Consider the following 19,822-nt stretch of genomic DNA (forward strand, 5'->3'; position numbering starts at 1 on the left):
CTCATTATGAGTAACCCTTTTTGATTGTTAGCGATATAAACCGGTTAACACCGACTTGCTAACGCATTAAGCGCTAAAAATTTGAGATAGTTCGGTCGCACATAGGTGGTATTGACGAGGGCAGTTGCGCCATGTCGTCAGCATGCGACGGTACTTCTCTAGCATTGGGATCTGACTATTGAAGTGGTGATCAGCTTTGTCGAATTGAGGGTAAAGACCTTCAGAATCAACAAGGAAGCGCACGTAGTGTACGATTTGTGCTTCAGAAGCGATATCAAAACCTAGGAACTGTAGGCGACGTTGATCTACTTCAGTACGTTCTTGCTCTGCAAGCATCTTGTTTGACTCTTGCATGGCATGGTACATCTCCATGATGTCGATGATTTCACGACATTCAGCCTCAGTCAAACAACCAAATTCCTTGTTAAGCTCACGCATTTGGAGTTCGTAACCGCGCTCTACAATCGTTTGTAGGCGTTGATACTTTGCTGAGTTCTCAGGGGTCATTCGAGACATTAGGTAGTATTGATTTGATAGAATTAGACGCTGAGCATTGGTCATTTCCATGGGAGGAGCCTCACTAAAAAACGAAATGTTATATTGTTTTGTTGTTATAAGAGTAGCAGCATTCCTACACGTGGAAACATGATCTCAACACGGTTTTAATAGATTTTTTTGAATAAATAAACAAAAGTTGTAAAGAATAGTTTATGTATAAAAAACGCCTCGATAGAAATCGAGGCGCTTGAAGTGGTAGTTGAACAAGGTTTGTACTTTTACCAGTATTAGTATTTTACGTTTGAATGGTATTGGCTGAGTACCGCAACAATCTCGTCCATTGTATCTTTGCTCGGCGGATTGATGCCATCAAGAGGGTAATCATGACCAAGCGCTTCCCATTTATGAGCACCGAGCTTGTGGTATGGAAGCAGTTCTACTTTTTCAATGTTATCCATGTCTTTGATGAACTCACCTAAAAGGTGGGCATCTTCAGGCTTATCGGTATAACCCGGAACAATCACATAACGAATCCAAGTCTTTTTACCAATTTTGTGCAGATAGCGAGCGAAATCGAGTGTACGTTTGTTTGATACACCAATGAAATCGTGGTGAATCTCGTCGCGCATGTGCTTAAGATCCAGCATAACAAGATCAGAGACTTCTAGGACTTCATCGATCACATCTGTGTGCTTACGAATGTAGCCGTTAGTGTCAAGGCAGGTATGGATGCCTTCGGCTTGAGCTGCTCGGAAAAAATCGCGAACAAATTCAGGTTGGAGCATGGCTTCACCACCAGAACAGGTGATCCCCCCTCCAGAGGCTTTCATGAAATGACGGTATGATTTTGCTTCGTTGATGATCTCTTCAACCGTTACTTCCTTACCGTCATGAAGATCCCATGTGTCGCGGTTGTGGCAGTACATGCAACGCATTAAGCAGCCTTGAAGAAACACAATAAAGCGGATACCAGGACCATCGACAGTACCACAAGATTCGAATGAGTGAATGCGACCAGTTGTAGACATGAGCTATTCTCGTAGAGGAATTTATACCCTTTATTTTATTACAAAAATGGTACATAAAATAGGGTCAAATGGTAACGAGGACTTTAAAAATAAAGCTAATCGTCTTGGCAAAGGGGGGCTTTTATTTCACTTAAAGGTAAGCGTCAATGCTTGCTACTGTGACTAGAAGAAAGTGAACATCGTTATCCCACCTGTAGCGTATACTGGTTGTTTTGCTTGTTGGTAATCGGGCGTTTTTGCCGTTAGTAAAAGGGATGCGCCAAATTGTTGGTTATACCAAGCCGCACCCAACACAGCCGTCGCTTGAATGTTCTCCAGTGTTACATCATAGATCGCAGGGTCTTCGTTATTTTCTCGTGCGTATTCATCAACACCTGAGCGATCGCCTTCAATCGTGAGATCATTAAAGCGGTAGCGAGTTTCAAGACCTGCGTATGCAAACCAACCATGGTTTGATGCACCGATCATACCCGGTCGAAATGGGTTTTCAGAGTTGATGTTGGCTGCGCCAAAGTTGTCCCCTAAACTTGTCCCCCAGCGAAACATGAATCCGGTTGAAATATCACTTCTAAAATTGCCGACATTGATTTCTGAAACGTTAGAGATTTCGAAGTCAGTATTCGCGAAAACTCGATTACGTTTGAGGTTGAAATGACTCAAGTAACCGATGCTACCTGCGTATTCATCATCTACTTGATACGCCCAGCCCATAGGCTCATCCGAGTTAGTGATCGAGTGAACCAACTTCTGAGCATCTTCTGAAAGTGCACGCTCGCCAGTTGTACCAAATGTGATGTTAAAGCGTTGAGCTTGCTGTGGATGCAAACTGATGTAATTGAATTCTGCGTGCAGGTAACCCGCGTATGGGCGGTCATTGGCTGATGGGGTATCCAGCTCAATATCTGAAGGGGTATACATTTTGTGGCCGAGGTTGATCTCCCATTTGTCTAAAGAGCTTGCGCCCCAATAGGTAAGACTCAAGGGTTTTACCCAATCGTATGGCGTAATCGTTGAAGATGTGTAACCGAGAAATAAGCCGTTAGTATAGTCTTGATCAACACCAAAAATGCCATCATTGTCGAGTGCAAAGGTCAGCGTTGAGCGTTCAGACGCCATTGATGAGAAGGAAAGCAGGAGTAGGGGTAAGCAACGAAGGTATTTCATAGAGCAGTACTCCTAAATTATGAACTAAGACAGTATCGTAATTTAAAGGTATTTTCGGGAAAAAGGTCAATCTGACGTTGTTTTTCTGCTTAAGCTAACACTTTGATAGATAGGCTGAGTGTAGGTTATTTGTTGTAGGTATAAAAAAGCCCCGCACATTGGCGGGGCTAATCATATTTTACTATCTATTTAGCGTGAGCTTATAGAGACTCAGTAAATGTACGTGCGATTACGTCAGCTTGTTGCTCTGCAGTTAGAGAGTTAAAGCGTACCGCGTAACCAGAAACACGAATGGTTAGCTGAGGGTATTTCTCCGGGTGCTTAACAGCGTCTTCAAGAGTTTCGCGGTTAAGAACGTTCACGTTAAGGTGTTGACCACCTTCAATGCCAGCTTCGTGGTGGAAGTAACCATCCATTAGGCCTGCAAGGTTCGCCTTCTGACCTTCAACATCTTTACCAAGAGCGTTAGGTACGATAGAGAACGTGTAAGAGATACCATCTTGTGCATCAGCAAACGGTAGTTTACCTACAGACGTTAGTGACGCTACAGCACCTTTCTCATCACGACCGTGCATTGGGTTAGCACCAGGAGCGAAAGGAGCACCAGCACGACGACCGTCTGGAGTGTTACCAGTTTTCTTACCGTATACAACGTTAGATGTAATAGTAAGAACTGATTGTGTAGGGATAGAATTACGGTAAGTTTCAAGCTTACGGATCTTGTTCATGAACGTAGAAACTAGTCCACAAGCAATATCATCTACACGAGAGTCGTTGTTACCGTATTTAGGGTAATCGCCTTCGATAGTGAAGTCAGTTGCGATGCCATTTTCGTCACGAACTGGAGTTACTTTAGCGTACTTAATAGCAGCTAGAGAGTCAGCAGCAACAGATAGACCAGCGATACCACAAGCCATAGTACGACGAACGTCACGGTCATGAAGGGCCATAAGCGCTGATTCGTAGCTGTACTTGTCGTGTGAGTAGTGGATTGCGTTTAGTGCAGTCACGTATTGCTTAGCTAGCCAATCCATGAAGTGATCCAACTTGTCCACAATGTCAGCGTAGTCTAGTACTTCGTCTTCGATCTTAGGCATCTTAGGACCCACTTGGATCTTAAGTTTCTCATCCACACCACCGTTGATAACGTAAAGTAGTGTTTTAGCAAGGTTTGCACGAGCACCGAAGAACTGCATTTGCTTACCAACAATCATTGGAGATACACAACAAGCGATTGCGTAATCGTCAGATTCTAGGTCAGGACGCATTAGGTCATCATTTTCGTACTGGATCGAAGAAGTATCGATAGATACCTTCGCACAGAAACGTTTGAAGCCGTCAGGCAGTTGCTCAGACCAAAGAACAGTGATGTTTGGCTCTGGAGAAGGCCCCATAGTGTATAGAGAGTTTAGGAAACGGAAGTTCGAACGCGTTACTAGCGTACGACCGTCGATGCCCATACCACCCATTGATTCTGTTGCCCAGATTGGGTCACCAGAGAACAACTCATCGTATTCAGGAGTACGTAGGAAACGAACCATACGTAGCTTCATTACGAAGTGGTCAATCATTTCTTGAGCTTCTACTTCAGTGATTTTACCAGCAGCAATGTCACGTTCGATGTAGATGTCTAGGAAAGATGAAGTACGACCAAGAGACATAGCCGCGCCGTTTTGAGATTTAACAGCCGCTAGGTAACCGAAGTAAGTCCACTGGATAGCTTCTTGAGCAGTTTGAGCTGGCTCAGAGATATCGTAGCCGTACTTAGCTGCCATTTCTTTCATTTGACCAAGTGCACGGTACTGCTCTTGCAGTTCTTCGCGCAGTTGCATAGTCATTTGAAGGTCTTCACCGCTTTCCAGTTTCTCTTGAGTAGAGTGGAACTGAGCCGCTTTGTCTTTCATTAGGAAGTCGATTCCGTAAAGAGCAACGCGACGGTAATCACCGATGATACGACCACGGCCGTATGCATCTGGAAGACCAGTTAGAACACCAGACTTACGACATTTTAGGATGTCAGGAGTGTAAACATCGAAAACACCTGCGTTGTGTGTTTTACGGTATTCAGAGTAAATCTTCTTAACTTCTGGATCCAGTTCACGATCGTAAGCTTTGCACGAACCTTCAACCATACGGATACCACCGTTAGGGATAAGTGCGCGCTTAAGTGGTGCTTCAGTTTGAAGACCAACGATAGTTTCAAGATCTTTGTTGATGTAACCAGCGTCGTGAGACGTGATGGTAGAGATAACAGAAGTATCGAAATCTACAGGAGCGTGGGTGCTGTTTTCTTGCTTGATACCTTCCATAACTTTAGCCCAAAGCTTGTTAGTTGCTTCAGTACCTTCAGAAACTAGGAAAGACTCGTCGCCTTCATACGGCGTGTAGTTCTTTTGAATGAAATCACGAACGTTTACTTCGCTTTGCCACTCACCCGCAGCAAAATCTTCCCAAGCTTTAGCAAATTGCTCTGCCATGACATACCTACCTTTTTAGTAGAAAAAACACGTACATTAACACTGTTTAGTCAGTGCCCCTCGTAAGGGTAGTACACTCTTATTAATAACAATATGTATAAGCATACTTGTCTCATATGGCTATATATATTGTTACTACTTCTAATATGGTGCTTAACTTTATGAATTCAATACTACGCTAAAAAAATTTGCAAACCTTAAACTAAATCAATAAATACCAAAAAAAAGTTGAAAAAGTTTGAGTAACAAGGGGTGTCACCCAAACTTTTTTTGATCCAAGTACTACTTTTGTGTAGTAAGAACTATTATAGCCAAGCTTTTAGACCATATTGACTTTCTAGCATACCAACTGCAAGCATTGCTACTAGACAGATAACTAAAACACCAACTGGGATAACAATCTTGTCTACAAATGATAGACGCTTAGCACGCTCTTTATCACCAATTAGACCGTTGTTATCTAGAAGCATTGTCAATGCCCATGCTAGTACTGGGTTAACAACCGCTGAACCGAAGATACAGATACCAGCCGCTTGAGAATCTTTAGAATCCTTAACCATTTGCATACCCGCTTCAAGTAGAGGTAGAGATACACCTACAAGTAGCGCAACACGCATCACTGGTGGCCATACTGCAACGTCCATTGGGAAGCCAAGAATCGCAACAATAATACATAGAGAACCAAGCAAGATTGCACCTCCAGGAATTGGACGTTTCGCGATAGCTGCTGGGATCATGTAAGTACCCCAAGAAGAAGTGATGTTACCACCACCAACCGCAGTACCAACCATTTGACGAACTGAACACATAGTCATTGTGTCATCTACATCCATAAGCACTTTTTCAGATTTTTTAGGGTAGTTAAGTTCTTGGAAGATACGGTGACCTAGGAAGTCAGGTGACCACATTGCTACAGCAAGGATTGCAAATGGTAGAGATGCAATGAAGTGTTCAACGTTTGGCAAGCCAAGCATCCAACCTTCAGAAGTAGAACCCCACCAGTAAACTGGGTTTAGGTTTGGAATGCCCATTTCAGTTTCGAATACGATGTCGAAGCCAGCGCCTAATACTAATGCAATAGCAAGGCCTGTGAATGCACACACTGGGATAGCCAACCAACGCTTGTTCACTTTTGCTAGGAAAGCGTAAATAGCAATAGTAATAGCAAGAACGATTAAACCAACGTAACCCATGCTGCCCGCTTCAACAGTAGAAGATTGAAGACCAACCGCCCATTCTTGAATTGAGTTGATTTGGCTCATTGTACCGGTTAGGCCTAAGAAAATGAGCAAGCCACCAGCGGTACCTTCAGAAGTCAGGTTAACCAGCTTGGAGCCGCCTTTTAGGAAGCTTAGGATTAGACCGAAGACACCGATAAGGATTGCCAATGCAAGAGGGTGAGCACCAGCTAGAGCGATGGTACCAATAAGAGGAATCATTGGGCCGTGGTTACCGGCAAGGTTTGCTTTAGGGTTAAAGAAACCAGAAGCTAGGATACAGAACAGTAGTGCAGGGATAAGCATTTCTACACGAGCGACTTCAATCGCAAACTCTTTACCTAGGTTTACGTGATCCCAAGTTTGAGTTAGGCCGTCAGCCCAAGACATCATTACTGCAGAGTACATCGCGATGATACCAATAGTACCAGCAAGTGCAGGAACAAGATCTTCAATTTCAAAGCGGAAGTCACGACCAGGAAGGTTTAGGCCGAAGCGGCGAGGCTTCATGATTTGAAGCTCGTGATCTAGATAATCTGAGCGACTCTCAAATTCAGAAGCAGGACGGTGTAGCTCTTTATAGCTTTTCTCTTCTACTTCAGAGTTCGCATTATTCACAACGTCTGACATAGATTCCTCATGTTTTTATATTAGTAATTCTAAAATTGAATTCTACAATTTCGCGTTATTTCTTAGTTATAACTCATCAACATTATGTTGCACGGTTTTGATGTGCTTTGTGTAGCTAAGTTAAAAAAATGTTTAGCACTTTTAATGCCTTATTCTTTGCTGAGGAGTTTAACAAGCTTACCTTTTAGGGTGATTGATCTTGATCACTTTATGAGTGTGCGTGAAAGAAAACTACAAAACGAAGCGATTCATTAACGCACCATTTATGAATCGTGTAATTAGTTTTCACAAATTGACATTTACCTATCTTCTTCAAGCCTTTGTCATCATGGTTCGAGTTCAATGCCCAATTCTTACTGAGTTATTTCACTATTACTTGCTTCCCAATTGTTTCCAGTGAAATGCTTACAATGTAATAACCTTAAAATAACTGTGCCTTATGGTATGTATGTAGTGTTGAGCTTGCAGATTATAATTTGTCGATCTCGGCGTATCTAAGTTCACAAAACTTGTTTTTCTTGTGAGACATCAAGCTACGAGAATCTCATTTTGGTTAACTTTATTTAAACAATGTAAGGGAGGGCGAATTACAGCTTATTGATAGAGCTTATTCATTAAATTGAGGCTAAAACGCTACTTTTTGCATAGTAAGTCAGAGTGAATCGCTATTTATTTTAATTTATCAGGTTGATAATTTGTTGTATATTGTTTCGTGTGGTGCTAATTTGTATCGCATGAAAAGGTCGGAGCACCTTGCATTTCACAAATTTGGGAGAGAAAGCGCATGAAAGATGTACCAGCGCTGGACATAAAGGGTCTACATAAGACGTTTGGTCAAAATGAAGTTTTAAAGGGAATTTCACTTTCTGCGTACAAAGGCGATGTGGTCTCGATTATTGGGTCTTCAGGATCAGGTAAAAGTACTTTTCTTCGTTGTATCAATCTGTTAGAAACGCCGACGTCAGGAGAGATTTGGGTTAATGGCGAATTAATTCAAATGAAAAATAACCGCCAAGGTGTCTCTGTTCCTGTCAATGAGAAGCAAGTGCAGCGAATCCGTTCTCGCTTAGCGATGGTTTTTCAAGGCTTCAATCTTTGGTCTCACCTGACCGTTCTCGAAAATGTGATTGAAGCGCCGATTCATGTTTTAGGTGTACCCAAAGCACAAGCGATTGAAAATGCAGAGTTACTACTGAAAAAAGTCGGCCTGTATGAGCGTAAAGATTACTACCCAGGTCATTTATCAGGTGGACAACAACAACGTGCTGCGATTGCCCGAGCGTTGGCGGTTGATCCGGAAGTGATGTTATTTGATGAACCGACATCGGCGCTTGACCCTGAGTTAGTTGGGGAAGTGCTAGGGGTAATGCGTGATCTTGCGGAAGAAGGCAGAACCATGTTGGTAGTAACGCATGAAATGGCCTTTGCTCGTGATGTATCAAACCACGTAATGTTCTTACATCAAGGTTTAGTCGAAGAGCAGGGTGACCCGGCGAAACTGTTTACAGAGCCTGAATCTGAGCGATTACAACAGTTTATCTCTTCGATCTATTAATTACGCTTCAAGTTTGATTGTTTTTAAGCGCTAAAGCGCCTGAATAGACCTCATTTGAGCGAATCAGAATTGAAATACTGCCGCGACGGTAACGCGAGACAGTGTGAACAATGAAACGCAACATCCAAGTACCAGTAATAAGCAACAACAAACACAACATTAAAATTAGCAAAACAAAAAAACCTAAATCACAGGAGTAGGGATATGAAAAAGTGGTTATTAGTCGCGGCACTTGCTGCAACTGCTGCAACGGGCGTAGCTCAAGCTAAAGAATGGAAAACAGTACGTTTCGGTATTGAAGGTGCTTACCCTCCATTTAGCTGGACTGAAGCTGACGGTTCACTGAAAGGCTTCGATGTCGATATGGCTAACGCACTTTGTACTGAAATGCAGGTGCAGTGTAAGATTGTTGCACAAGATTGGGACGGCATTATTCCTTCTCTACTGGCTCGTAAATACGATGCGATCATCGCGGCAATGTCCATCACGGAAGAGCGTAAGAAAAAAATCGACTTCACAGGTAAATACGCACTTATCCCAAACAATTTCATCGCTAAGAAAGGTACAGACCTTAACTTTGATGATCTAAGTGGTAAAAAGATTGCCGTTCAACGTGCAACGACTCACGATAAATACCTAACAGACAACTATGGCGACACAGTAGAAATCGTTCGTTACGGCTCATTCGACGAAGCTTACCTTGATTTAGCAAACGGTCGTGTTGATGCTGTACTTGGTGATGCGTCAGCGCTAGAAGAAGGTGTATTAAACAAAGCGGGTGGTGAAGACTACGAATTCGTTGGTCCATCACTGACTGACCCTAAGTGGTTCGGTGAAGGCTTTGGTATTGCTCTACGTAAGCAAGACAAAGATCTAACTAAACAATTAGATGCGGCAATCCTTTCACTACGTGAAAAAGGCATCTACCAAGATATCGCGGCGAAGTACTTCAACTACGATGTTTACGGCCAGTAATCTCTAGTGTCAATTCTTAAGGGAGAGAGTCTTCTCTCCCTGTCTTACCAACTTTTTCGCAGTTCTGTTGGAATTCATTATGTTTGATTTACAAGGTTATGAAGCTTCGATCCTGAAAGGGGCGATGCTGACAATCGAAGTTGCCTTGCTGTCGCTAATTTTAGCTATGGTTCTTGGCATGCTAGGTGCCTTAGCAAAACTAGCGCCTTATCGTTGGGCTCGTGCTATTGCAACCCTCTACACAACCGTCATTCGAGGCATTCCTGATCTCGTCCTGATGATGTTGATTTTCTTTGGTGGACAAATCCTTTTAAACAACAGTTTGTATTCCATCAATGAGTGGCTTAATGAGTGGTTTACATCAAGTGATCCTAACCATGAATGGACCTCTTACTTACCGGATTATATCGATGTCAGCCCATTTATTGCCGGGGTACTTACAATAGGTTTCATCTTTGGCGCTTATATGGCTGAAACATTCCGTGGTGCGATCATGGCTGTCGACAGCGGTGAAATGGAGGCTGCCAAAGCTTACGGTATGAGCTCTGTATTGGCATTTCGTCGTATTCTACTGCCACAGATGATTCGTCATGCACTACCCGGTTTTGGTAACAACTGGTTGGTTTTACTTAAGACAACTGCACTGGTTTCGATTATCGGCCTTGAAGATATGGTACGTGTTAGCGCACTGGCGGCGGGTTCAACCAAAATGCCGTTTACCTTCTATATGACAGTGGCGATTATCTTTTTATTCTTTACCAGCGTTTCGACTGGCTTACTCAAGCTTGTTGAACGTAAATTCAGTATCCACACGAGGTAGCTATGGACTTTTCATTAATAGTTGAAAGCCTGCCGATTTATCTTAGTGGTCTATGGACAACGGCTTGGATGGTCAGCTTAGCTTTGGTCATCGGTTTATTTGTTGCTATCCCGTTAGCGATTACTCGCAACAGCCCTAATATGTTGTTTTATGCGCCAGCTTGGTCATTCATCTATTTCTTCCGTGGAACACCGTTATTGGTGCAGCTGTATTTGATTTACTACGGGATGGACCAGTTCTTCCCAGTAAAAGATACATTGTGGGAAAACGCATGGTTCTGTGCTTTGGTGGCGTTCGTTCTTAACACATCGGCATACACTGCAGAGATCATTCGTGGTGCGATTAACGGCTTGCCGAAAGGGGAAGTAGAAGCAGCGAAAGCGTACGGGATGAGTACAGCTAAGACTTACCGCCGCATCATTCTACCAAGTGCATTGCGCCGAGCATTACCGGCTTACAGCAATGAAGTGATCTTTATGCTTCACGGCTCTGCAGTAGCAGGTATCGTAACCATTATGGATTTAACGGGTGCTGCGCGTTTGGTGAACTCTCGTTACTACGCTCCATTCGAGTCTTTCCTAACGGCAGGTCTGTTCTACATGGCACTAACGTTCATCATCATCGCGCTCTTCAAATTCGCAGAGAAGCGTTTCTTGGCCTATATGAGGCCGCTCGATGCTCAATAGCTTAAAAAAAGAGCGCCAACTTGGCGCTCTTTCTAATCAACATTTATTGAGACCTATGCTAGATCGATAAACGAATCCCAAGAAACGTCAGTGTATATTTGAACTTCTTCGTCATCTGCGTTGGTAAACGTATAGCAGTATAATATACCTTCAACGCCCTCTAGACCAAGGCTAGCCCGGACTGTTGGGTCCAATGCTGAGTAATCAACGTCTGATTTACTGGCGTTGGTGTAGCCATTCTCTTTTAACTCTAGGCTTTCGACACCAAGTGCATAAAAGGCGTTGCCATCATTCCCATCCACATCTTGGGTTTGGCGCGCAACTTTGTTCAAGTTGAGCTGCAACGTATCATCTCCACTGGTACCGATTACGGCTTCCATCCCTTTAATGGTCGTTTTGCCCATTAAGTCAAAGGTGACACCGGTCTCTCCTTCAGGGATATCTTTATCATTAGCAACTAATACATCGAACCCTTTCCCCCATGGATTAGGGTATCCTCTGCATCATAGGCTATGGTATCGTTACCAGCACCGCCGCGAATCTCGTCTGCGCCACCGCCGCCAATGATGATGTCATCGCCTTGACCGCCTTTGATATGGTCGATTCCGTCGCCGGCATCAAGCCAATCATCACCTTTACCACCGAACAATTGCTCTGGTTGGTCATCGATTTCAACGGTGGTTACCACATCATCGAAGTCAGCATCACCGCCTGGGTCGTCATTCCAGAACTGATTTCCGAGTTCTGTACCTGGATTGAAGTTGTCAATGCCGCTAACATCTAAGGTAAGGTTGCCGTTACTACCGACTAAATCTTGTACACCTAGCAAGAAGGGGTGGTCACTGTTGTTAGGGCTTGTCGCTTGTTGAGTGTTTAAGTCAATCTCAATACTTTCGCCTGAGACGAAACCGTCATTCCCGCCATCTGGAATAATGAAGAACCCGAGCGTATCAACGCAATCATCACAGCGCCCTAAGTCGAGACTAAAGCTGTTGCCAGCTTCAGAGTTTGGAAGGTGCTCCTTAACATTCCCCCAAATGATTTCAGCGTTTACATTGCCTTCACTGTCTTTTGTGAAGTAACCAAACGAATTTTCGAAGCCCGCTTCGGTACCTTCCATGGTGATATCAATAGTCCCTCTGAAGTTACTTACATCGTAGTAACCCGTATCAGGTTCGAGTTCAGGTACGCCACCCTTGGCGTTGTCGCCACCAAGAATGACATCGTCTCCACGGCCACCATAAAGCATATCGGTGCCATCACCGGTTAGACCGTCGGTGGTGACAGAAGTGACGTAGTAGTCACTTGAATCAGCATTAGCGTTGCCGCCTTTGTCAAATGCAGGGCCAACGGCAGTAAACTGAAGCTCATCAAAGGCTTTAAACCCTGTCTCTTCAGGGCCGATATTTAGATAACCGCTGTTGTTGTTGCCATCCGACAAATCACTGGCGATGAAGTCACCCTCGGCGACCAGAATACCGTCTCGATATGCTGCCCAATGACCAGTCTCATCGACTCCATTGTCGCCTTCATTTAAGTAGAGGTTGGAAATGCCAATTTTAGCAATCATCGTATGTTCGTCTAAGCAGACAGAAAACATCTCTGATGCACCTTCACCGGTATCGCCGTCGTAGCTAAAGCCGATTTGAGCCAGTACGCCGCTCTCTTCTACTTGCATTGCCAGTATCAACGGTACCGAAAGAACCATCAGCGTTGTATGCCGTTGAGTTTGCTGATAGGTCGACGGATGTTGTTGGCTCTGCTAACTCAAATTCCCCCGTCCCTTCATTAAACGATAGCGCTTCAAAGTTATCACCTATAATAACGTCGTTACCTTTACCGCCTCGAATCAAGTCATTCCCAGCAGCGCCCTCATTTGCAGCGTCTGGCCCATTATCACCGATGAGTACATCGTTGTGCAGTACCTGCTTCAATGACACATTATCGATAAGAGCCCCAAAGGTATCTTCTGCGCCATCGGCAATAAATTTGAGTGAGTATTCTCCGGAAGAGAGATCGACATCTTCGCTGAATAGATCCCAATCATCATCGACGCCGTCAATGTCTTGGAAAGATTTCTCGAACACGACCTCGGTGCCCGCCATAATTTGAACCGTAAAAGGTGCGGTGGTGTCGTTGCCCCCTTTATTACGGAAAGCGTAAGAGAAGTCGAGTTGATAGATGCCGGCGTCATCGACTGTAAAGTCTTGGGATACGGTTGAATTTGAATTCGCGCCATGCGAGTCTAATTCTAGGAAGTGGCCACTGGCGATATCAGTTCCGTAACCACCAGCTGGGACACCGCCATGCAGTTGTTCTTGAATCTCGATGCTTCCAACCTCAGCGTTCCATGCACCAGCACTTGTGGTTGTTCCCCAAGTGTTGCCAAGGTCAAAAGCTTCAAAATCACCATCGCTGATTAGGTTTTCGCCAAATTCGGCGCCAGCGCCTCTGTCACCATAAATAATGTCATTGTTCGCACCGCCTTCTACGTAATCATCGCCGTCCCCTGCGACCACAATATCGTCAACGCACTCTGCGCCCAGTGCTTCTAAATCTTTAGTGTGTGCTGCACTTAAATCACGGTTAGTGCCGACTTCATCACCTGCATTAAGCGAGTGATTCCAGGCTTCCACCACGTCGTTGCCGGCCCCTGCTTTAATTGTGTCAGAACCGCGTCCAGCCGCGATAAAATCGTCGCCGCTGCCCGTTTGAACAATGTCGTCGCCTTTATCTGCTCTTACTTCGAGATTGTCGCCGCTGAGGTTAGAAAGGTCATTATCGACATCTCTAGGCTCGTTGTTGGTAGTAGGACCATCTACCAGAATATTGGTATCGTTGCTATTGTCGCTTTTTAGTCCTGCTTCGGTATTGGTTACTTCTGCCATTGTTTTGTCCTCATATATCATTCGATACATAGAGGTAGCCCAGCCATCTCGGCTTCACCCCTGAGATCTGGAGCTTTCCGTCCTCACCTCACGATGAGTTTGGCTTTGTCTTCTTTGTGCTTGGTTAAATTTCTCTCATTGCCTTGTAGGCGCTTACAGAGAGTGGGTTGAGTAGATACTCAAGCGGCGTTTGTTGCTCAAGTAAAATCATCACCTCTGCGGGCATGCCCGGATACAATGAGATGTTTTCTAATGCTTCTAGCTCAGACTTATCTAACGATACTCTCGCTAAGTAAGCAGAAGATCCTGTGGCTTGATCGCCAATGCGGTCAGCCGAAATATGAACTAATTTACCGCGAATCGGCGGTGTTTTACGAAAACTGTATGCCGTTAGCCTTACTTGGGTATCCAAGCCAATGCGTAAGGCTTCGATGTCTTCTGGTTTCACTAATGCTTCAACAATCAGCTCATCGTTTTGTGGAACCAGTTCCATTAAGGTTTCACCGGGTGGAACGATGGCATTTTCAGAGACCACATTCAACCCGACCACCACACCACTTTGAGGTGCTCTTATTTCAACCCGTGTCAGAATATCTTGAGCATTGACCATCGCTTCTCGGGTTTCGTTTAGTTTTTGTTCTAAGCCTTGAATCTCTTCGCCGAGTGTTTTTGCGTAAGTATAATCTGCGTTGATCAGTTCTAATTTCGCTTCGGCAATGGTACGTTTTGCGTGCCCAATTCTGGCTTTGAGGTCAGCAACATCGCCTTGTAATTGAGAGCGTTCACGCTGTAAATCCAACAGGCGAGATTTGGAGGTATTACCAGAAACAAGCAAATCTTGGTGCATTTGTACTTGTTCTTCTAAATATTTGAGGCTTCGATTCCCCGCCAAGAATCGCTGTTGGTAGCCTTGAAGGTCGAGCTTTGACTGCTCCACTTTTTGCTGTAACACATCGGATTCACCGGATTTTAACGATTGTCTTTTACTGAAAAGCTTACTTTGTGTATCGAGTAAGCTAGATACGTTTGGATCACTCATAAGGGAGAGTAATCTCATATCAAATTGAGTTTCTGTGCTTGCCCGCCAGACAATTGATGGCCGAAAGAGCCAATGATGGTTTCATAGCCATTGGGAAGGGCGACAATGGTGTCATGCACACCAGCCTGAATGGCTGATTTTACAATTTGGCTATCGGTCACATTGTCGTCGAATCGGGCGATGTTCTGTTTTACCGAACCATGCAAAAACTCGATGTGTTGAAGTACGTATCCGACAGTGTGTTTGAACTGGTTTTGGTTCCAGAGTTCAACGTTGAGCCCATCAATGGAAACGCCGCCTTTCGATGGCGTGATCCCATTGGTAATCATCTTACAAATCGAAGACTTACCTGAACCGCTCGGACCTATCAAGGCGACTCGATTTCCTGATTCTAATCTGAGCTTTAAACCATTCAGGGTTGGTTTATTGAGGTTTTCAGAGGCGAACCAAATGACGTTGTCGATCACTAAGTTACCCTTAATTACTTCCAATTCTGTTCGCTCGGCACGCTTGGTGTGTGATGTAAACTCTTTGGCTAAACGCTTGTTTGCATCCATCCCGGTTTTCCACGCCTGTATCCCACTAGAGAGCATTTCTATAGGCTGCAGCGCGCGGGCCATCAGTATTGAGCCTGTAATCATCCCACCAGCAGACATGGCATTTTCGATGACTAAACTGGCACCGACGGCCATGATCACGAGCTGTAAAACCATACGGATATAGCGAGAAAAAGCACTTAATGAACAAGTGGCTTGATCGAGGTGGCTGCGAGACCAACTCTTTTCCGCCAATATATCTTGGTAGGTTTGACTCAACCCATGTTGTTGGTGTTGACTAAAGATTGTGGTGTGTTTTTGAAAGCACTCATCGTTTTTTCTTTGCGTTGCAAGCTAGCTTAAGTAAGTGGTTTTAAAGTGCTTAGATTTCACCCAATGAGAGATCAATGTCGTCATCAGGATAAACACAACAGCAGCCATACCGACCATGCCTATATATGGATGAATAGCAAACATGATAACCAAAAACAGGGGCGTAAATGGCAGATCAAACATAACAAAGTACGCAGGGGAAGAGAGCAGGCTTTTAACTTCATTAATATCGTTAAATAGATGCTTTTCTTTTACTTTCGCTGAGAAGGAGCATTGATCAAAGAGCTGTTGAGAGGCCAAAAACTCAAATTTAGTTGCTTTTTTTTGCGCATATTTTGCTCTGGATGCATCAAGGAACGCCTGAGCTGTGAGCAGAAACACAGCTATGAAGGCCAAAAATAGCAGCGTATCCAGACTTTGACTGGAGAGTACTCGATCGAATACCTGAAGGCTAAACAGTGGAACCACTAACATCAACACGCTAATCGCTCCACTGACCACCATCATAGGAAGCAAATTACGCAGATTGATTGGATTAATACCACTCCAAAGTTTTGCATCCATACAACACCTACCTTTATTTGGTTACTCAAATAGTATAGATGGACAAAAGCGATAGTGTGGGCTATGTCAAACCTTTTGAGAGTGAGGGGGAGGAACTAGGTAAAAATGCACAAGCTAAACATCAACTTGTGCATTTCTGTTTGGAAATTAAATTTTTTTTTATTGAAATGAAGACCAAATGGGGGCGTGGTCTGACGGTTTTTCGATGCCGCGTAGCTCGTAGTCGATGCCTGCTTCCGTGCATTTATCGGCCAGTTTTTGGGTAGCCAGTACCACATCAATACGCAACCCACGATTGTCCACAAAACCTTTTGAACGATAGTCAAACCACGAGTATTGATCGTTTACTTCAGGGTGCAGTAGACGGAAAGTATCGACAAAGCCCCAGTCCATTAACGCTTTCAACCATTGGCGTTCTTCTGGTTGGAAAGAGCATTTGCCTGTTTTTAGCCAGCGTTTCGCATTAGGCTCACCAATACCGATATCTGCATCGATAGGGCTAATATTAATGTCGCCCATCACAATCACTTGTTGATCTTTGTTGTGAAAGTCATTTAGGTAAGTCATCAAATCTTTATAGAATTGGCGTTTATATGGGTATTTAGTCTCATGCTTAATGTTGTCCCCTTGTGGGAAGTAGCCATTCAGCACTGTCACCTTGTCCCCATTCTCATCTGCAAACGTTGCCATGATCATGCGTTTCTGATGATCTTCGTTGTCTGTTGGGAAGCCTTTTTGCACTGAGATTGGCTCTTGCTTACATAGTATAGCGACGCCGTAGTGCGCTTTTTGACCGTGGAAGTAAACCTTGTAGCCCATCGCTTCAACATCGGCAATGGGAAAGGCTTCGTCGTGCACTTTTATCTCTTGTAAACCAATCACATCGGGTTGGTGTTTGTCGATAATCGCTTGCAGTTGGTGAAGGCGGGCTCTAAGGCCATTGATATTAAAACTGATTACTTTCATAGGTTCCCTAAAGGAAAGCGGTAATGATGGCTAAATCTTAACATTTCAACTAGGGCTGACAAGTTGAAAGCTCTTGAAATCACAGAAATAAAAGACAAATAACATCATTGTTTAACATTGTCATAAACTTTCGTTTTATATGGGTGTGATTTATGCTGTAATTATTCGATAAGCTATCCGTCTAACTTATTTACATTGTGCGATCCACTTATCAACAATGTGTATGTTACGGCTATGGAAGTCTTTTGGCTTATAATAAGGATATTAAATGCGCTCTCTATCGGTACAGTGGAAAATTACCCTCCTTGCAGGTTGCTGCTTGATCATTACTTCACTGTCTCTTATTGGTTTCTCTATCTATAACGCGACCAGTAATCAGCAAGTCATCAAATCTCAAAGCTCACAATCAGTGATCAATAAATCCCAGCAGCTATTGGCGTCTGTTTCTCAGCTTAATGCTCAAGCAACTCAACGTTATGTTGATGAGGCTATACATAGAGCAGAGATGTTAGCGGCCAATACTCAATTTCTTAAGGGTAATGCCGATGAAAACTTTACACCAAGTGAGGAGCTTCGCAGCGCTTTAGATGAAATGGTGCGAAGCTCGGTTTTAAACTTTGATTCTATTCAAGGTGCATACTTGGTTTTTAATCCTGACCTGCTGGATGGCGAAGATGCTAACTATGTGGGGGCGGATTATGTCGGTTCCAACGAGAAAGGACGTTTTGCCGCTTATTGGAAGGTGTCGGATGACGGTGGTAATGTTCTTGCTAACGTGATCTCTGAATCGATATTGAATGATGACAGCAATAGTGAACGCTTTTATTGTCCTTTATCATCAGGGCAGACATGCATTAGCACTCCACGCGTGGTAAATAGTGGCGGCGCAGCACTACTCACGTCTTCAATCTCAGTGCCGATTATTGCCAACGACGTTGCTATTGGTTTCTTAGGGATTGATCTCAGGCTTGACGGTTTAGCCAATGTTGTAACTCAATCAGATCAAGGCTTGTTTGATGGTGCCGGCGCGGTTTATGTTGTCAGCTTAGACGGTTCAGTTATCGCTTCCGATGATAAAAGCACTATGATTGGATCGCAATTCCAAAGTGCAAATACAAATAGCGACTTAATGACCGATTTTATCTTTGGTGGCGAAGTGACGACTCAGTGGAGTGAAAACGGTGAGTGGTTACTCGCATTTGCTCCTGTTGTTGCGGCGAATCAAACTTGGGGGGTGCTGTTTGAAATCCCAAGAGAAAGTGTGGTCGCTGATGCCAATCAATTGGACGCCATCATTAGCACTCAGCTTAGCCAAGGGATTAAGACCGAATTGATTACGGGTACTCTTTTTGTTTTATTTGGGTTAGCCATTATTGCGTTTGCTTCATTATCGATTGTAAAACCTATCCGAGAGGTTGTAGAAAGGCTTAACGATATTGCATCGGGTGAAGGTGATTTGACTCAGCGCCTAGAGGTGAAATCTCTAGACGAGATTGGCCAGTTATCGAAAGGTTTTAACATCTTCTTAGATAAACTTCAGCATACCATAAAAGAAGTTGTACAAACTTCTGAGCAGGTTGCAAATACCACCGCGCAAGCGAAGTCATTGGCATCGAATACTCGTCAAAGCAGCGAATCACAGTTTAAAGAAGTGGATTTGGTGGCGACAGCTGCTTAAGAGATGACTCAAACGGCAGGCTTAGTCGTACAAAATGCAGAAGTGGCGGTTGATGCTGCTCTTAAAGCGGATCGCTCAGCGCAGCAGGGGCAACAGGTTATCGAGCTTTCGGCCGGAGAAATGAGAAAGCTGGTCGAACGGATGTCAAGCGCGGTACCTATTGTTGAAGAGCTTGCGAAGAACAACGGAAATATTACCGAGATCTTAAGTGTGATTGAAGGGATCTCTGAGCAAACCAATTTATTGGCGCTGAATGCGGCGATTGAAGCGGCGAGGGCGGGTGAACAGGGACGCGGTTTTGCGGTTGTGGCTGATGAGGTGAGAAACCTAGCGAGTCGCACACAATCTTCAGTTGGTGAGATCAGAGCTGTAATCGACAAGGTTCATGCGGGGACGCAAGATGTGGTTGAAGCGATACAGGAAGGAAATATTTTAGCGAATGATACCGCGCAGCATGTTCAACACGCGGTCGACGATCTGAGTTCGATCTTTACGTCGATCGAGGCGATCAGTGATATGAATAGTCAGATAGTGAAAGCCGCTGAAGAGCAGCAATCGGTTTCTGGTGAAGTGAATCAAAGTGTGGTTAACATTCGAGATTTGAGCGCGAAGATCTTGGATCAAGCTGCAGCTTCTGAGCAAATTGGCAATCACATTGATCAATTGTCTCAACAGCAGCAAACGTTGGTTAATCAATTCAAGGTTTAGCTGTTTAAGGTATCGCTAAGCGTTGAATTTGAAAAGGGACAAATGAAAGTTTTATTTGTC

16 protein-coding genes, 1 pseudogene and 1 riboswitch are annotated in these 19,822 nt (G+C 44.1%); of the genes and pseudogenes, 5 read left to right on the plus strand and 12 right to left on the minus strand.

Going from position 1 to position 19,822, the window contains the following annotated elements; translation table 11 throughout:
- Positions 1–66 precede the first annotated feature (66 nt).
- The 5 genes from Q1A70_RS05725 to Q1A70_RS05745 form a co-directional block, all read right to left on the minus strand.
- The gene (locus Q1A70_RS05725; protein ID WP_299687838.1) at positions 67–567 is read right to left on the minus strand and encodes a YfbU family protein; all 501 of its coding nucleotides are present in this window, start codon (positions 565–567) and stop codon (positions 67–69) included.
- Between the two features lie 218 nt (positions 568–785).
- Positions 786–1,526: a pyruvate formate lyase 1-activating protein gene (pflA, locus tag Q1A70_RS05730; RefSeq protein WP_299687841.1), complete on the minus strand. Its 741-nt coding sequence runs from the start codon at positions 1,524–1,526 to the stop codon at positions 786–788.
- Positions 1,527–1,688: 162 nt separating this feature from the next.
- Positions 1,689–2,690, minus strand: coding sequence for a lipid A deacylase LpxR family protein (locus Q1A70_RS05735; RefSeq protein WP_299687844.1), 1,002 nt, complete (start codon positions 2,688–2,690; stop codon positions 1,689–1,691).
- A gap of 200 nt (positions 2,691–2,890) precedes the next feature.
- The gene (pflB, locus tag Q1A70_RS05740; RefSeq protein WP_299687847.1) at positions 2,891–5,167 is read right to left on the minus strand and encodes a formate C-acetyltransferase; all 2,277 of its coding nucleotides are present in this window, start codon (positions 5,165–5,167) and stop codon (positions 2,891–2,893) included.
- A 305-nt stretch (positions 5,168–5,472) separates the two neighbouring features.
- Positions 5,473–7,014, minus strand: coding sequence for a DUF3360 family protein (locus tag Q1A70_RS05745; RefSeq protein WP_299687850.1), 1,542 nt, complete (start codon positions 7,012–7,014; stop codon positions 5,473–5,475).
- A gap of 784 nt (positions 7,015–7,798) precedes the next feature.
- On the opposite strand from Q1A70_RS05745, the gene Q1A70_RS05750 reads away from it, so the two are divergent.
- The 4 genes from Q1A70_RS05750 (at position 7,799) to Q1A70_RS05765 (ending at position 11,050) form a co-directional block, all read left to right on the plus strand.
- Entirely contained in the window at positions 7,799–8,569 is a 771-nt protein-coding gene (locus Q1A70_RS05750) for an ABC transporter ATP-binding protein (RefSeq protein WP_299687853.1), read from the plus strand.
- A 204-nt stretch (positions 8,570–8,773) separates the two neighbouring features.
- Entirely contained in the window at positions 8,774–9,544 is a 771-nt protein-coding gene (locus tag Q1A70_RS05755) for an ABC transporter substrate-binding protein (protein WP_299687855.1), read from the plus strand.
- Between the two features lie 79 nt (positions 9,545–9,623).
- Entirely contained in the window at positions 9,624–10,364 is a 741-nt protein-coding gene (locus Q1A70_RS05760; RefSeq protein ID WP_299687858.1) for an ABC transporter permease, read from the plus strand.
- Positions 10,365–10,366: 2 nt separating this feature from the next.
- Complete coding sequence (locus Q1A70_RS05765; RefSeq protein ID WP_299687861.1) at positions 10,367–11,050, plus strand: ABC transporter permease; 684 nt, start codon at positions 10,367–10,369, stop codon at positions 11,048–11,050.
- A gap of 53 nt (positions 11,051–11,103) precedes the next feature.
- On the opposite strand, the gene Q1A70_RS05770 is transcribed toward Q1A70_RS05765, so the two are convergent.
- The 7 genes from Q1A70_RS05770 to xthA form a co-directional block, all read right to left on the minus strand.
- Positions 11,104–11,454: a hypothetical protein gene (locus tag Q1A70_RS05770; RefSeq protein ID WP_299687864.1), complete on the minus strand. Its 351-nt coding sequence runs from the start codon at positions 11,452–11,454 to the stop codon at positions 11,104–11,106.
- A gap of 53 nt (positions 11,455–11,507) precedes the next feature.
- Positions 11,508–12,728 (minus strand): hypothetical protein, encoded by a 1,221-nt coding sequence (locus Q1A70_RS05775; protein ID WP_299687867.1) that lies wholly within the window; start codon positions 12,726–12,728, stop codon positions 11,508–11,510.
- The gene (locus tag Q1A70_RS05780) at positions 12,685–13,938 is read right to left on the minus strand and encodes a hypothetical protein (RefSeq protein ID WP_299687870.1); all 1,254 of its coding nucleotides are present in this window, start codon (positions 13,936–13,938) and stop codon (positions 12,685–12,687) included. Before Q1A70_RS05780 ends, Q1A70_RS05775 begins: the two co-directional genes overlap by 44 nt.
- A gap of 30 nt (positions 13,939–13,968) precedes the next feature.
- Positions 13,969–14,052: riboswitch (cyclic di-GMP riboswitch) on the minus strand.
- A gap of 10 nt (positions 14,053–14,062) precedes the next feature.
- Positions 14,063–14,977 (minus strand): HlyD family type I secretion periplasmic adaptor subunit, encoded by a 915-nt coding sequence (locus Q1A70_RS05785; protein ID WP_299687873.1) that lies wholly within the window; start codon positions 14,975–14,977, stop codon positions 14,063–14,065.
- Positions 14,978–14,991: 14 nt separating this feature from the next.
- On the minus strand, positions 14,992–15,792 hold the full coding sequence (locus tag Q1A70_RS05790; RefSeq protein WP_299687876.1) for an ATP-binding cassette domain-containing protein: 801 nt from the start codon (positions 15,790–15,792) through the stop codon (positions 14,992–14,994).
- Between the two features lie 75 nt (positions 15,793–15,867).
- The gene (locus tag Q1A70_RS05795; protein ID WP_299687879.1) at positions 15,868–16,410 is read right to left on the minus strand and encodes a hypothetical protein; all 543 of its coding nucleotides are present in this window, start codon (positions 16,408–16,410) and stop codon (positions 15,868–15,870) included.
- Positions 16,411–16,569: 159 nt separating this feature from the next.
- Positions 16,570–17,376, minus strand: coding sequence for an exodeoxyribonuclease III (gene xthA / locus Q1A70_RS05800; RefSeq protein WP_299687882.1), 807 nt, complete (start codon positions 17,374–17,376; stop codon positions 16,570–16,572).
- Positions 17,377–17,644: 268 nt separating this feature from the next.
- On the opposite strand from xthA, the pseudogene Q1A70_RS05805 reads away from it, so the two are divergent.
- Positions 17,645–19,762: pseudogene (locus Q1A70_RS05805) on the plus strand (methyl-accepting chemotaxis protein).
- The last annotated feature ends 60 nt before the right edge of the window (positions 19,763–19,822 follow it).

The organism is uncultured Vibrio sp. (assembly GCF_947488985.1).
Lineage (GTDB): Bacteria > Pseudomonadota > Gammaproteobacteria > Enterobacterales > Vibrionaceae > Vibrio.